At 73.0% G+C, this 13,900-nt stretch carries 11 protein-coding genes; 7 read left to right on the top strand and 4 right to left on the bottom strand.

Translation table 11 applies throughout. The annotated features are described in order from the left end of the window. The first annotated feature begins 6 nt into the window (after nt 1-6). Genes EDD54_RS16135 through EDD54_RS16120 form a run of 4 tightly spaced genes read left to right on the top strand, consistent with a single transcriptional unit; the run spans nt 7 to nt 5,066 of the window. On the top strand, nt 7-1,272 hold the full coding sequence (locus EDD54_RS16135) for an imelysin family protein (RefSeq protein WP_126538101.1): 1,266 nt from the start codon (nt 7-9) through the stop codon (nt 1,270-1,272). Further along, nucleotides 1,269-2,789, top strand: a complete 1,521-nt coding sequence (locus EDD54_RS16130) for a di-heme oxidoreductase family protein (RefSeq protein ID WP_126538099.1) — start codon at nt 1,269-1,271, stop codon at nt 2,787-2,789. Before EDD54_RS16135 ends, EDD54_RS16130 begins: the two co-directional genes overlap by 4 nt. Before the next feature lie 11 nt (nt 2,790-2,800). Continuing rightward, complete coding sequence (locus EDD54_RS16125) at nt 2,801-3,943, top strand: imelysin family protein (RefSeq protein ID WP_126538097.1); 1,143 nt, start codon at nt 2,801-2,803, stop codon at nt 3,941-3,943. A gap of 4 nt (nt 3,944-3,947) precedes the next feature. After that, the gene (locus tag EDD54_RS16120) at nt 3,948-5,066 is read left to right on the top strand and encodes a DUF1513 domain-containing protein (protein WP_126538095.1); all 1,119 of its coding nucleotides are present in this window, start codon (nt 3,948-3,950) and stop codon (nt 5,064-5,066) included. Nucleotides 5,067-5,130: 64 nt separating this feature from the next. Here the strand turns inward: EDD54_RS16120 and EDD54_RS16115 are convergent, their stop codons facing one another. Beyond that, nucleotides 5,131-6,054: a carbohydrate kinase family protein gene (locus EDD54_RS16115; protein ID WP_126538093.1), complete on the bottom strand. Its 924-nt coding sequence runs from the start codon at nt 6,052-6,054 to the stop codon at nt 5,131-5,133. Nucleotides 6,055-6,218: 164 nt separating this feature from the next. Between EDD54_RS16115 and EDD54_RS16110 the strand changes: the two genes are divergently transcribed. The 3 genes from EDD54_RS16110 to xylA are packed head-to-tail and all read left to right on the top strand — an operon-like array spanning nt 6,219 to nt 10,064. Beyond that, nucleotides 6,219-7,241: a LacI family DNA-binding transcriptional regulator gene (locus tag EDD54_RS16110; RefSeq protein WP_126538091.1), complete on the top strand. Its 1,023-nt coding sequence runs from the start codon at nt 6,219-6,221 to the stop codon at nt 7,239-7,241. Nucleotides 7,242-7,272: 31 nt separating this feature from the next. After that, nucleotides 7,273-8,733, top strand: a complete 1,461-nt coding sequence (gene xylB, locus EDD54_RS16105; RefSeq protein WP_126538089.1) for a xylulokinase — start codon at nt 7,273-7,275, stop codon at nt 8,731-8,733. Between the two features lie 14 nt (nt 8,734-8,747). After that, nucleotides 8,748-10,064 carry a xylose isomerase gene (gene xylA / locus EDD54_RS16100; RefSeq protein ID WP_126538087.1) on the top strand — a complete coding sequence of 439 codons (1,317 nt, stop codon included), beginning with the start codon at nt 8,748-8,750 and terminating at the stop codon, nt 10,062-10,064. Nucleotides 10,065-10,171: 107 nt separating this feature from the next. On the opposite strand, the gene surE is transcribed toward xylA, so the two are convergent. The 3 genes from surE to EDD54_RS16085 form a co-directional block, all read right to left on the bottom strand. Further along, nucleotides 10,172-11,038 carry a 5'/3'-nucleotidase SurE gene (surE, locus tag EDD54_RS16095; RefSeq protein WP_126538085.1) on the bottom strand — a complete coding sequence of 289 codons (867 nt, stop codon included), beginning with the start codon at nt 11,036-11,038 and terminating at the stop codon, nt 10,172-10,174. Between the two features lie 161 nt (nt 11,039-11,199). Further along, complete coding sequence (locus tag EDD54_RS16090; RefSeq protein WP_126538083.1) at nt 11,200-12,909, bottom strand: calcium-binding protein; 1,710 nt, start codon at nt 12,907-12,909, stop codon at nt 11,200-11,202. Between the two features lie 194 nt (nt 12,910-13,103). Next, the gene (locus EDD54_RS16085) at nt 13,104-13,892 is read right to left on the bottom strand and encodes a hypothetical protein (protein ID WP_126538081.1); all 789 of its coding nucleotides are present in this window, start codon (nt 13,890-13,892) and stop codon (nt 13,104-13,106) included. Nucleotides 13,893-13,900: the final 8 nt, after the last annotated feature.

Below are 13,900 nucleotides of genomic sequence, written 5' to 3'. Positions count from 1 at the left end.
AAACCGATGCGTCGCTTCACCCTCGCAGCCGCCCTGGCGGTCGCCTTCGCCCCGAACGCCTTCGCGGCGGCGCCCGCGCCGGCGGACGTGGTGAAGACCTACGTCGCCATCGCCGCCGCCACCTACGGGGACGCCTTCGCGACCGCCGGGAAGCTGGAAGCCGCCGTCGACGCCCTGATCGCGAACCCGACGCCGGAGACGCTCGCCGCCGCCCGCGACGCCTGGAAGGCCGCCCGCGTGCCCTACCAGCGCAGCGAGGTGTTTCGCTTCGGCAACCCGATCGTCGACGACTGGGAGGGACGGGTGAACGCCTGGCCGCTCGACGAGGGCCTGATCGACTACGTCGACGGCGCCTACGGCACCGAGTCGGACGCCAACGCCTTCTATACGCTGAACGTGATCGCCCATCCCAAGATCCGGATCGGCGCCAAGGAGGTCGATGCCACGGTCATCACGCCGGAGCTCCTGCGCGAGTCCCTCCAGGAGGCCGGCGACATCGAGACCAACGTCGCCACCGGCTACCACGCCGTCGAGTTCCTGCTCTGGGGCCAGGACCTCAACGGCACCGGTCCCGGCGCCGGCAACCGTCCGGCCACCGACTTCGACCCCAAGGCCTGCACCGGCGGCAACTGCGACCGCCGCGCCGCCTATCTGAAGGCGGCGACCGACCTGCTCGTCGCCGACCTGAAGGAGATGGCCGACAACTGGGCGCCCGAGGGCGCCGCGGCCAAGCGCCTGCTGGATGCCGATCCGAACGAGGGCCTCGCCGCCGCGCTGACCGGCATGGGCTCGCTCTCCTACGGCGAACTCGCCGGCGAGCGCATGAAGCTCGGCCTGATGCTGCACGACCCCGAGGAGGAGCAGGACTGCTTCTCCGACAACACCTTCAACTCGCACTACAACGACGTCGTCGGCATCCGCGGCGTCTACGTCGGCCGCTACGAGCGCGTCGACGGTTCGGTGGTCGAGGGCCCGTCGCTGTCGCAGCTGGTCGCCGCCGCCGATCCGGCCGTCGACGCCGAGCTGACCGCCAAGCTCGATGCCACCCTGGCCGCCTTCACCGCCCTCAAGAAGCGCGGCGACACCGTCGAGGCCTACGACCAGATGATCGGCGAGGGCAACACCGAGGGCAATGCCGTGGTCCAGGCGGCGGTCGACGCCCTGCTCGCCCAGGTCCCGTCGATCGAGCGCGCCGTCGGCGCGCTGAAGCTCGGCTCGATCGCCTTCGAGGGCTCGGACAGCCTCGACAACCCCGAGGCCGTGCTGAAGTGATCGGTACGCCGTTCCGCCGCGCCGCGGCCGGAGCGGCGCTCGCCGCCGGCCTGATCGCCGCCGCCGGTCCTCCGGCGGCGGTGCTCGTCGGGCCACGCCCCGACCTCGACGTCGAGGCACGCGCGCGGGTCGTCCGCATCGTCGCCCCGCCTGCCGACTTCTCCGCCCCCGAGCCCTTCGAGGCGATGGCCGGCGGCGCCGCCACACGGCGGATCGTTCCGGGGCCGCAGAGCTTCGCCCAGCCGGCCGTCGGCCTGTCGCGCGCCGAGGAGGACGCCTTCCTCGTCGGCCGCGCCGTGTTCCGCAAGCTCTGGGTCGCCGCGCCGACCTCGACCCACGCCTCCGACGGCCTCGGCCCGCTGTTCGACGCCCGCTCCTGCGCGACCTGCCACGTCCGCGACGGCCGCGGCCGCTCGCCGACGCCGCAGGGCGGCGACGGCTTCGTGATGCGCCTCGCCGCCGTCGGCGCCGACGGCGTGCCGCGACCGGACCCGGTCTACGGCACGCAGCTCCAGGGCGCCGCGGTCACCGGCCTTGCCCCCGAGGGCCGTGTCGCCGTCGGCTGGACGCCGCGGCCCGTGACGCTCGCCGACGGCACCGTCGTGACGCTGCGCGCACCGACCTACGCCGCCGCCGACCTCGCCTTCGGCGCACTCGACCCCGCCACTCGGCTGTCGCCGCGCGTCGCCCCGCCGCTGATCGGCCTCGGCCTGCTCGCCGCCGTCGACGACGGCGACATCCTCGCCGCCGCCGATCCGGGCGACGCCGACGGCGACGGCATCTCCGGCCGCCCTGCCTGGATCGCTGATCCCGCCAGCGGAATCGCCGATCCCGCGGGCGGTCCGGCCCGGCTCGGCCGCTTCGGCTGGAAGGCGGCGCAGCCGACCCTCGAGAGCCAGACCGCCGCCGCCTTCTCGGCCGACATGGGCCTGTCGACATCGCTGCATCCCTCGCCCTTCGGCGACTGCACCACCGCCGAGACCGCCTGCCTCGCCCTGCCCACCGGCGTCACCCCGGAGGACGCGCCGACCGAGGTGCCGGCGTCGATGCTCGCGGCCACCGTCGACTACGTCGCGACCTTGGCCGTGCCGGTCCGCCGCGACGTCGGTGCCCCCGCCGTGCTCGCCGGCAAGCGCATCTTCCACGCGATCGGCTGCGCCGCCTGCCACCGTCCGGCCTACGTCACCCGTCGCGACGCCGTGCCCGCCGCCTTCGCGCTGCAGCCGATCCGGCCCTACACCGACCTCCTCCTCCACGACATGGGCGACGGTCTCGCCGACGGCGTGCCGGAGGGCGGCGCCGCGGGTCGTGAATGGCGCACGGCGCCGCTCTGGGGTATCGGGCTGACCGGGACGGTCGGCCCTGCCGGCGTCGGCTATCTCCACGACGGCCGCGCCCGCGATCTCGTCGAGGCCGTGCTCTGGCACGGCGGCGAGGCCGAGCCGGCCCGCGCCGCCTTCGCGTCCCTGCCGGCGACCGAGCGCGATGCGCTGGTCGCCTTCCTGAAGTCGCTCTGAGGAGTTCGCCGATGCCGATCCCGTCCCTCCCGCCGATCACCCGCGGTTCGGCGGCCCTCGCGCTCGCCGCGCTGCTGGCGCTGGCGGTGCCGGCCGCCGCCCAGGAGGGCGCGCCGCCGCCGGTGGTCGATCTCGGCGAGGACGGCTACGCCGCCCTGGTGGCGACCGCGGTCGACACGCACCTCCGCCCGGCCTACGAGCAGTTCGCCGCCACCGCCGACCTGCTCGCGACCGACGTCGACGGCCTCTGCAAGGCCCGCGACGCCGCCGCGCTCGCCACCGCCCGCCGCGCCTTCGAGGCGGCCGCGCGCGGCTACTTCGCGCTGCTGCCGGTCCGGATCGGGCCGATCCTCGAGGCCAATCGCCAGGAGCGCCTCGCCTTCTGGCCGGACCCGCGCGGCCTCGGCCTCAAGCAGGTCCAGCAGATCCTCGCCAAGAAGGACGCCACCGCCACCGATCCCGCGACGCTGGCGACCAAGTCCGTCGGCGTCCAGGGCCTGACCGCGCTCGAGTTCCTGATCTACGGCGCCGACGGCGACGCCCTCGCCAGCCCCGGCGGCGACGGCGACTTCCGCTGCGCCTACGCCGGTGCAGCCGCCGCCAACGTCGACCGCATCGCCCACGAAATGTTCGAGGCCTGGGGGGAGGGCGGCGCGGCGACCACGCTGATGACCGTTCCCGGCCCGAAGAACCCGCTGTTCCAAACCCACAAGGAGGCCGCCGGCAAGCTGGTCGGCACCGTCGCGGTCGGCCTCGAGATCCTCGCCGACTCCATGGTCGACGCCCCGTTCGGTCCCGATCCCGAGCGTGCCAAGCCGAAGATCGCTCCGTTCTGGCGCTCCGGCCAGAGCCTGCCGTCGGTGGTGGCGGCGCTCGAGGCGACCGAGCACCTCGTCACCGTCAGCGGCGTCACCGAGAAGCTGGACAAGAGCCAAGCCTGGCTCGGCAACGCCATCCTGTTCGAGCTGCGCAAAGCCGCCGAGAACGCCCGCACGGTCACCCTGCCGATCGACCGCGCCGTCGCCGACAAGGCCTCGCGCGACGCCATGCGCTACGTCGCCGTCGCGGTGAGCGATCTGAAGCGCGGCATCGGCCGCGACCTCGCCGCGGCGATCGGGCTCGAACAGGGCTTCAACGCCAACGACGGAGACTGATCCGATGACCGTCGCCACCCGCCGCCGTTTCCTCGCCGCCGCGGCCGGCCTCGGCCTGACGCTTGTCGGCGCCCGCCGCCTGCACGCCGAGACCGCGACCGGCTGCCTCTACGCCAACTGCGTCATGACCCGCGAAGGCAGCTACGCCGTCGCCGTGTTCGACGACGCCGGCGCGATCCGGGCGCTGCACCCGCTGCCCGGGCGCGGCCACGACGTCGCCTTCGAGCCCGGCCGCGGCCTCTGCGTCGCCTTCGCCCGCCGGCCCGGCACCTTCGCCGTCGCCTTCGACCTCGTGGGGGCGCGCGCCCCCGAGGTGATCGCCGCGGCGCCCGGCCGGCACTTCTTCGGCCACGGCGTGTTCACGCCCGATGGCGCGCTGCTCTACGCCACCGAGAACGACTTCGCCGCCGGCCGCGGCGTCGTCGGCGTCTACGACGTCCGCGACGGCTGGCGCCGGATCGGCGAGATGCCGACGGGCGGCATCGGCCCGCACGAACTGGTCTGGACCGAGCCCGGCCGCACGCTCGCCGTCGCCAACGGCGGCGTCGACACCACGCCCGAGGCCGGCGGGCGCACCGCCCTCAACATCGCCGACATGGAGGCCAGCCTGACGCTGGTGGACGTCGGCGCCGGCCGGGTCGTCTCGACCCACCGCCTCGGCGCCGACCTCGCCCAGCTGTCGCCGCGCCACCTTGCCGTCGACGGCCGCGGCGCCGTCTGGTTCGGCTCGCAGCACTTCGGCGATCCGACCGAACTGCCGCCGCTCGCCGGCCGGCTGGTGCCGGGGCGCGAGCCGGAACTGTTCGCGCTGCCGGAGGAGGACGCGCCGCGGGCGAAGAACTACGTCGGCTCGGTCGCGGTCACCGCCGACGGTGGCACCGCGGTGTTCTCGGCGCCGAAGGGGTCGCTGGTGTTCGCCTTCGACACCGCCGCCGGCGCCTTCCTCGGCACCGCCGCGGTCTCCGACGGCTGCGGCCTCGCCCCGGCGCCCGGGCACGACGCAGCCGTCTTCGTCTCCGCCGGCACCGGCCGCATCGGCTGCTGGCACCCCGGCGGCGCGGACTACGCCCCGATCGCCGGCGAGGCGCTCGCCTTCGACAACCACCTCGTCCGGCTGGTCTGATCCGTCCGACGAACGAGCACAGCCCCCGAAGCCCCGAAGGAGCGGGACTTCGGGGAGATCGTCCTCAGAGTTCGTGGCGCCAGGGCGGGTTGGCGCCGGCGCGCGAGCAGGTGATGGCGGCGCAGCGGGTGCCGAAGGCGAGGGCGGCGGAAAGGCCCTCGGCGTCGATGGCGTCGAGGGCGGAGCGCTCGATCCGCCCGGCCTCGGACAGCGCCGCCAGCAGCGAGCCTTGGAAAGTGTCACCGGCGCCGATGGTGTCGACCACCTCGGTCTTCGGCGCGCCGACCTCGACGAGGCCGGTGTTGCGGTGCCAAGCCAGCACGCCCTTGGCGCCGCGGGTGACGATGTAGAGCGCCGCGCCGGCGGCGAGCTGGGCCTCGGCCTTGGCGGCGTAGTCGTCGCCGCCGTAGAGATAGTCGAAGTCGACGTCGGACATGCGCACGATGTCGGCGGCGGCGGCGAAGCGCTCCATCCGGGCGACGTAGGCCGCCTTGTCGCGCACGAGGCTCGGCCGGCAGTTCGGATCGAACGAGATCGTGGTGATCCCCTTGGCGTCCTCGACCAGCCGCAGCGTCTCGGACGCCGAGGGGTCGTTGATCAGCGTGGTCGAGCCGGTGTGGATCGCGTCGATCGCCGGGAACGGGATCGAGCCGGGCACGTAGCGCCACAGCCGCGCCGCGGTGGTCTCGTCGTAGAAGGCGTAGTGCGGCTCGCCGTCGACGAAGCGCACGAAGGCGAGGGTGGTCTCGAGGTCGGCGCGCTCGACGTAGCGCAGGTCGACCTTCGAGGCGGCGAGATGGGCGGCGATCATCTGGCCGAACATGTCGGTGGAGACGCCGCCGCACAACCCGGCCACCGCGCCGAGCCGGCCCATCGCCACGGCGATGTTGAGGTTGGAGCCGCCGGCCACCGGCACGTAGGCGTCGCGGCCGTCCGCGGCGGTCACCGGCACGAAGTCGATCAGCGCGTCACCGCAAGCCAGCAGCATGGTTCCTCCCCCGGGCTTCGCCGGGACGGCGTCCGACGCGGCGCCGTCCGCGCCCTTGCTACCGCCTGCGGCATCGGCGCGCAACATCGCCGCCGCCCGCCTTGACGATGTGATCCGATCCTTCTACTGAGTGGAACATCTCAAACGGCGAGGACGGGGCCGCCATGAAGGTGACGCTCAGGACGGTGGCGGAGGCCGCCGGGGTCAGCATCGCCACGGTCGACCGCGTGCTCAACCGCCGCGAGGGCGTCCGCGCCGCCACCGTCGAGAAGGTCGAGGGCGCAATCCGCCGGCTCGGCTACGCCCCGTCCAGCCTCGCCGCCCGCGTCCAGCCCGGTGCCGGCCGTTTCGCCTTCGTGCTGCCCCAGGGCGGAAACCCGTTCTACGCCGCGCTCGAGGAGGCGGTCCGCCGGCTGCCGGACTGGCTGCCCTTCGCCGGCACCACCTACGACGTCCACCACGCCGACGTCTTCGACGGCTACGCGCTCGCCGCCAGCCTCGCGGTGCTGCGCGGCGAGGGCTATGGCGGCATCGCGGTGGTCGCGCTCGACCATCCGGCCGTGCGTGAGGAGATCAACGCATTGAAGCGCGACGGCATCGTCGTCGCCACCCTGGTCTCCGACGTGCCGAGCGCCGCGCGCGACCGCTACGTCGGCATCGACAACACCGCCGCCGGCCGCACCGCCGGCTCGCTGCTCGCCCGCTTCCTGCCCGGCCGGCGCGGCAAGGTCGCGCTGATCGCCGGCTCGCTGGCGCTGCGCGACCACGCCGAGCGCCGCTTCGGCTTCGAGCAGGTGATCGCCCAGGACTTTCCCGGCGTCGAGGTGATCGCCGTGCGCGAGGGCCGCGACGACGCCGGCCGCGTCCGCGTGCTCGCCGCCGACCTCCTCGCCGAGCACCCGGACCTCGCCGGCCTCTACAACGTCGGCGCCGGCACCGCGGGCGCGGTCGCGGCGCTGGAAGCGAGCGGGCGCGCCCGCGAGGTCGTCTTCGTCGGCCACGAACTCACCGAGGACAGCCGCGGCGCGCTGATGCGCGGAACGCTCGACGCGGTCATCGCCCAAGACCCCGGCCACGAGGCCCGCTCGGCCGCCCGGCTGATGCAGGCGCTCGCCTCCGGCTGGCCGATCCTCGACGACCAGGAACGCATCCGCATCGACGTCTTCCTGCGCGACAACGTGCGCTGACCGAAGCCGTCCACCAACAAGAGGGAGGAGCATGTCCACCTATCTCGGCATCGACGTCGGCACGTCGTCGGTCAAGGCGGTCCTGATCGGCGACGGCGAGCGCCTGATCGGCAGCGCCACCGCGGCCCTCGACGTCTCCCGCCCCCGTCCCGGCTGGTCCGAGCAGGACCCCGACACCTGGATCGCCGCCACCGCCACCGCGGTCGATCGGCTGAAGGCCGACCACCCGGCCGAACTCGCCGCCGTCGCCGGCATCGGCCTTTCCGGCCAGATGCACGGCGCCACCCTGCTCGACGCCGCCGACAAGCCGCTGCGCCCGGCGATCCTGTGGAACGACGGCCGCTCGGCCGCCGAATGCGCCGAACTCGAGGCGCGCTGCCCGGAGCTGCGCGCGCTCACCGGCAACATCGCCATGCCCGGCTTCACCGCGCCGAAGCTGGTCTGGACCGAGAAGCACGAGCCGGAGATCTTCGCCCGCACCGCCAAGGTGCTGTTGCCGAAGGACTACGTCCGGCTCTGGCTGACCGGCGAGCACGTCTCCGACATGTCCGACTCCGCCGGCACGCTCTGGCTCGACGTCGGCGCGCGCGCGTGGTCCGACCGCCTGCTCGAGGCGACCCGGCTCGACCGCTCGCACATGCCACGCCTCGTCGAGGGCACCGAGGTCTCCGGCGATCTCCGCCCCGAACTCGCCGCGCGCTGGGGCCTTGCCGGCCGCGCCGTCGTCGCCGGCGGCGGCGGCGACAACGCCGCGAGCGCGGTCGGCATGGGCGCCGTCCGTCCGGGCGTCGCCTTCGCCTCGCTCGGCACCTCGGGCGTCCTCTTCGTCTCCAACGCCGCCTTCTCGCCGAACACGGCGGGCGCGGTGCACGCCTTCTGCCACGCCGTGCCCGGCACCTGGCACCAGATGGGCGTGGTGCTCTCGGCCGCCGCCAGCCTCGAATGGCTGTCGCGCACGCTCGGCGAAGCCGCGCCGTCGCTGACCGGCGCCCTCGGCGACGCCCCGTCCGCGCCGGCGCCGGTGATGTTCCTGCCCTATCTCTCCGGCGAGCGCACCCCGCACAACGACGCCGACATCCGCGGCGCCTTCGTCGGCCTCGCCCCCGAGACCGACCGCCGGGCCCTGACGCAGGCGGTGCTGGAAGGCGTCGCCTTCGCCTTCCGCGACTGCCTCGGCGCCCTGAACGACGCCGGCACCGACGTCGCCCGCGCCTTCGCGGTCGGCGGCGGTTCGCGCTCGGCCGCCTGGCTCGCCATCCTCGCCGCCGTGCTCGACCGTCCGCTCGACGTCACCGCCGAGGGCGACGCCGGCGGCGCCTTCGGCGCGGCCCGGCTCGGCCGCGTCGCCGCCACCGGCGAGGACCCGTTCGAGACGCTGACCCCGCCGCCGGTCGCCCGCACCGTCGAGCCGGACCCGTCGCTCGTCGCCGCCTACGCCGAGCGCTACGCCGGCTGGCGCCGGCTCTACCCCGCCCTCAAGTCCGCGATGTGAAGAGGTAAACCCCGATGTCCGCGCCCTTCTTCGGCGATCTCGCACCGATCGCCTACGCCGGCCCCGAGAGCCGTTCCCCGCTCGCCTTCCGCTGGTACGACAAGGACCGCGTCGTGCTCGGCAAGCGGATGGAGGAGCACATGCGCTTCGCCGTCTGCTACTGGCACTCGTTCACGTGGCCGGGCGGCGACCCGTTCGGCGGCGAGACCTTCCTGCGGCCGTGGATGCACGGCGCCGACGAGATGGCGCTCGCCCGCGCCAAGGCGGACGTCGCCTTCGACCTCTTCCGCATCCTCGGCGTGCCGTTCTACACCTTCCACGACCGCGACGTCGCGCCCGAGGGCGCCACGCTCGCCGAGTCCAACCGCAACGTCCGCGAGATCGCCGAGATCTTCGCCCGCAAGCAGGAGGAGACCGGCATCGGCCTGCTCTGGGGCACGGCGAACCTGTTCTCCAACCGCCGCTTCATGTCCGGCGCGGCCACCAATCCGGACCCCGACGTCTTCACCTTCGCCGCGGCCCAGGTGAAGAACGCCATCGACGTCACCCGCGAGCTCGGCGGCAGCAACTACGTGCTCTGGGGCGGCCGCGAGGGCTACGAGACCCTGCTCAACACCAGCCTGTCGCGCGAGCTCGATCAGGCCGGCCGCTTCCTGTCGATGGTGGTCGACTACAAGCACCGCACCGGTTTCAAGGGCACGATCCTGATCGAGCCGAAGCCGAAGGAGCCGACCAAGCACCAGTACGACTACGACGTCGCGACCGTCTACGGCTTCCTCGCCCGCTACGGCCTCGAGAAGGAGGTCAAGGTCAACATCGAGCAGAACCACGCCCTGCTCGCCGGCCACACCTTCGAGCACGAGCTCGCCATGGCGCGCGCGCTCGGCATCTTCGGCTCGGTCGACCTCAACCGCGGCGACGGCATCAACGGCTGGGACACCGACCAGTTCGCCATGTCCGGCGAGGAGATGACGCTGGCCTGGGTCGAGATCCTGCGCGCCGGCGGCTTCACCGACGGCGGCTTCAACTTCGACGCCAAGATCCGCCGCCAGTCGCTCGATCCCGAGGACCTCGTGATCGCCCACGTCGCGTCCATGGACGTCACCGCCAAGGCCCTGCTCGCCGCCGCGGCGATCGTCGAGGACGGCGATCTCGACGGCGCCGTCGCCGCCCGCTACGCCGGCTGGGACGGCGCCGAGGGCAAGGCCATCCTCGCCGGCGAGCGCAGCCTCGAGGACCTCGCCGCCCGCGCCGAGGCCGAGGGTCTCGACCCGCAGCCGAAGAGCGGCCGCCAGGAATACCTCGAGCGCCTCGTCAGCCTCTACCACTGACGCCGAGCCCGCTCCGGAGCGGGCGGGTACGAATGCAAAGCGGGGGCCCGGCATGCCGGGCCCCCGCGGTCGTTTGCGGCCGGCCGAACGGCCGACCCGGCACAGTCTCAGGGCGTCGGGCGGCCGACGGCGGCCGACACGGCCGCCTCCACCGCCGCCGGGGCGGTGTAGTCGCCGTCGAGCACGGAGATCGTCACGAACTTCTTGGCCAGCAGCGCCGAGTCGGAGCGGACGACGTCCTTCTGGGCCGGCGCGGCCGACGGGCTGATCGCCCAGGTGCCCGGCGAGACTTCGCGGAAGCCCCAGGAGAAGGTGATCGCGCGGCCTTGCACGGCGTAGCGCACGCCGGCGATCTTGTCGGCGGTGACGCCGGGCCAGTTCACGTTGAGGGCGAAGCGGCCGACCTTGCCGAGCTTCGGCTCGGCCTTCAGCAGCCGCGCCACCAGCTTGGCGCCGTAGGCGGCGACGGTTGCGAACTGCTTCTTGTTGGCGGCGCTGGTCGGATCGGCGTCGAGGAGGTCGGCCGAAAAGGCGATCGCCGGGATCGACGGAACGAACTGGGTCATGGCCGCCACCGTGTTGCCCACGGTGCCCGACAGGACCGTCGACGCGCCGACGTTGGCGCCGGTGTTGGTGCCGGAGACGACGAGGTCCGGCGCGGCGTCCTTGAAGATCACCGAGACGCCGTAGAGCACGGTCGTCGCCGGCGTGCCGTCGACGGAATAGACCTTGTCGGCGATCTTGGTCACCGCGAAGGGCGCGGTGGTGATCGCGGTCGACGAGCCCGAGCGGTTCGCCGCCGGGGCGACGATGGTGACGTCGTGACCGGCCTTCTTCAGGGCGGCGGCGAGGGCGACGATGCCCGGGGCGTCGTAGCCGTCGTCGTTGGTGAGGAGGATGCGGGCGGCGAGGGCCTCGCCGGCGACGAGCGGCAGGACGACGGCGGCGAGCGCGAGCGCGCGGACGGAACGCATGGGTCTGTCTCCGGAGGAAGGTGCCCGGAATCGGGCGCGGAGGCAAACTCGGCGGTCGACGCGACAAGGCGTTGACGGCGCGTCGACGGTTCCGTGACGGCCCGCCCCTGGTCCGCGCCGCGCGGATTTCGCGGCCCGCCCGCAGGGGCGGACGGCACCCTTCAGTAGATCGTGAAGTTGCCCGCCGTCAGTGTCGTGACACCCGGCAGGTCGGCGAGCGGCAGCGGGTCGTCATCCTTGAAGGTGCCGTTGGGATCGTAGGACAGCCGCTTGGTCCTGGTGTCGAACAGGAAGGTCGGTACCGGCAACCAGGGCTTCGGCGCCTCGCCGGTGACCAGGAACACGCCGACCAGCGGGATCCCGATCGAGTTCTTGAAACCGTCGCCGCGCAGCGCGATCCGGTCGCCGCCGGCGGCGTCGAAGTCGGTGAACTTGTCCGGCCCCTGGTCGGTGCCGGCGATCACGAAGCTGTCCGGGCCCCGGCCGCCGGTCACCGTATCCTTGTCGGGGCCACCGTCGAGCACGTCCGGCCCGTCGCCGCCCGAGAGCACGTCGGGACCGTCGCCGCCGGCGAGGCTGTCGATGCCGGCGGCCCCCACGAGCTTGTCGGCGGAGGCGGCGCCGGAAAGGTCGTCGTCCTTGGCGCCGCCGGTGTAGGCGTCAGGCCCCGGCGTCCCGGCACGGGTGATGCCGACCGTCGAGCCGAGCCCGTAGGCCTTGGCGTAGACGTGGGCGGACGGCACGACGATGGCGCTCTGGTAGCCGATCACACCGGTCCCGGCGGCGACGACACCGCCATAGCCGTAGATCGCGTTCGCGACCGGGGCGATCACGGGGAAGTCGCGGCCGAGCGGCTTGCCGAGCGGCCCGAACAGGCGCGCGAGGAAGGTGGTGTAGTCGCGCGCCCACGACACGGCGAAGCCGCCGTTCGCCGTCGCCTCGACGCGGGCCATGCCCTGGCGCCCAGGCAGGTCCGATGAGACCCGGAACGGCAGCTTGGCGACCGGCTTGCCGTCCTTGTTCAGGAAGCGGGCGACCGCCACCGCCGACGTCGTACCCGCGGGCACCTGGAGATAGGCCATCGCGATCCGGCCGTCCTTCAGCCGCGCCATCGACGGCGCGGTATCGACCACGCCCACGCCGTCGACGTCGGCCGCCGGCCCCACCGGCACGCCATCGGGCGTGAAGGTGCGCGTGCGGATCAGCGCGGCGCCGTTCGCCTGGTTCGGCATGTAGGCCAGCAGGATCTTGCCGTCGGGCTTGAGGATCGCCGCCGGGTTGATGGGATCGGTCTGGACGAACCCGAGCGTCTCGTTCGGCACGATCACCTTCGCCGGCCCCTTGGCGACGCCCGTGGCGTCGAAGCGCCGCATCGTCAGGCCGTTGGTGTAGATCGAGAAATAGCTGTCCCGTTCGTTGAAGTAGACGTTGAAGCCGCCGTCGGCGAGACCGACGACCGCGACCGCGTCGTGCTGGATCTTCGCCGCGTTGGCCGGGTTGACGTGGAACGGCTTGCCGACCTTGGCGCCGGTGGCGCTGAACACCTGCCCGACCAGCGACAGGTTCGGATCGCCGCCGAGCTTGGAATCGGCCATGCTGAGGATGGCGACGAAGCCGCTCTTCAGCGGACCGACGAAGATCTCGCGCACGGTGGTGACGCCGCCGGGCGCGGTCGGCTCGGCCTCGAAGGTCACCGACACCGGCTTGCCGACCTTCCCGGTCTTCGCCGAGCGCACCGCCGCCACGATCGTCGCGCCCTGGCTGAACACGATGGCGGCGTCGCCATTGGGCATCTGCTCGGCGACCACCTCGCCCGCGCCCCCCGTGACCGGCCCGAACCAGTCCACCTGCGGCCCGATGTCGATCGGCATTCTCCTGTCCCCCGCAAATGATTAACGAAACATAGAGAAACATACGATGCCGCTTGGCGGCTGGCACGCGCGAAATGCATCGGGTGCGCGCCCGGACCCGCCGCCTCGCGAGAATGCGCGAGGGATGTCGCGCGCGGCCTTCGCAGCGGCTCGCGCGTCGCGATCGTCGGATGTGGAGCGGGACCTGCCCGGGGTCAGCCGGTGATGCGCCGGGCCGCCTCGATCGGGCCGGCGAGCGGGCGCCAGTAGGCGAGGTGGACGCCGAGGGTCGAGGCGACGTGGTGGTCGAAGGCCTCCAGCACGAGGTCGGGACGGACCATGTCTGTCACCGGGTCGGTGAGGACGTCGGCGATGTCGTAGTAGAAATAGCCCTCGGCGGCGCAGGCGGCCTGGACCGCGTGGTTGAAGGCGCGGTGGTTGGCCGCGATCGTCCGCGGATCGGGGAACACTTCGCGCAGCACCTGCTCGGCCTCGGCGCGGGATCGGGCATCCGGGAGGTTCTCGGCGATGATCCGGCTGGTGTAGCGGATCGCGCGGTCGCGGAAATAGGTGAGGACGCTCGGGTTGATCCCCTTCACCGCGATCGGCGCGGCCCCGCGCAGCGGCCGTAGGAAGTCCATGTAGGTGGCGACGAGGCGCTCGACGAAGGCGGCGAAGTCGACCTCCTCGCGCTTGACCGCGAGCCGGTAGAAATAGCCGAGCTCGACGTCGACCTGACCGAAGTTGAACACCAGCAGCCGGTCGTGCGGGCGGATCGCGGTGCGGATCTTGTCGGCGATCCCGAGCGACGACGAGCGCTTGCCGAAGCCGGTGATGGTGCCGCCCGAGAACGGGTGGAGCGCGAGGTCGACCGCCTTCAGGAGCGGCATGCAGGCGATCATCTGCCGGCTGATCGCGAAGCGACCGCAATGGCTGTCGCCGAACACCGAGACGCCGACGTTGCCCGCCACCGGCTTCGGATCCTTGCCCGCCGTGTCGCTCATGGAACCCC

It is taken from the genome of Oharaeibacter diazotrophicus, from assembly GCF_004362745.1.
Classification (GTDB): Bacteria; Pseudomonadota; Alphaproteobacteria; order Rhizobiales; family Pleomorphomonadaceae; genus Oharaeibacter; species Oharaeibacter diazotrophicus.
This window is presented reverse-complemented; position numbering and strand designations above follow the sequence as displayed.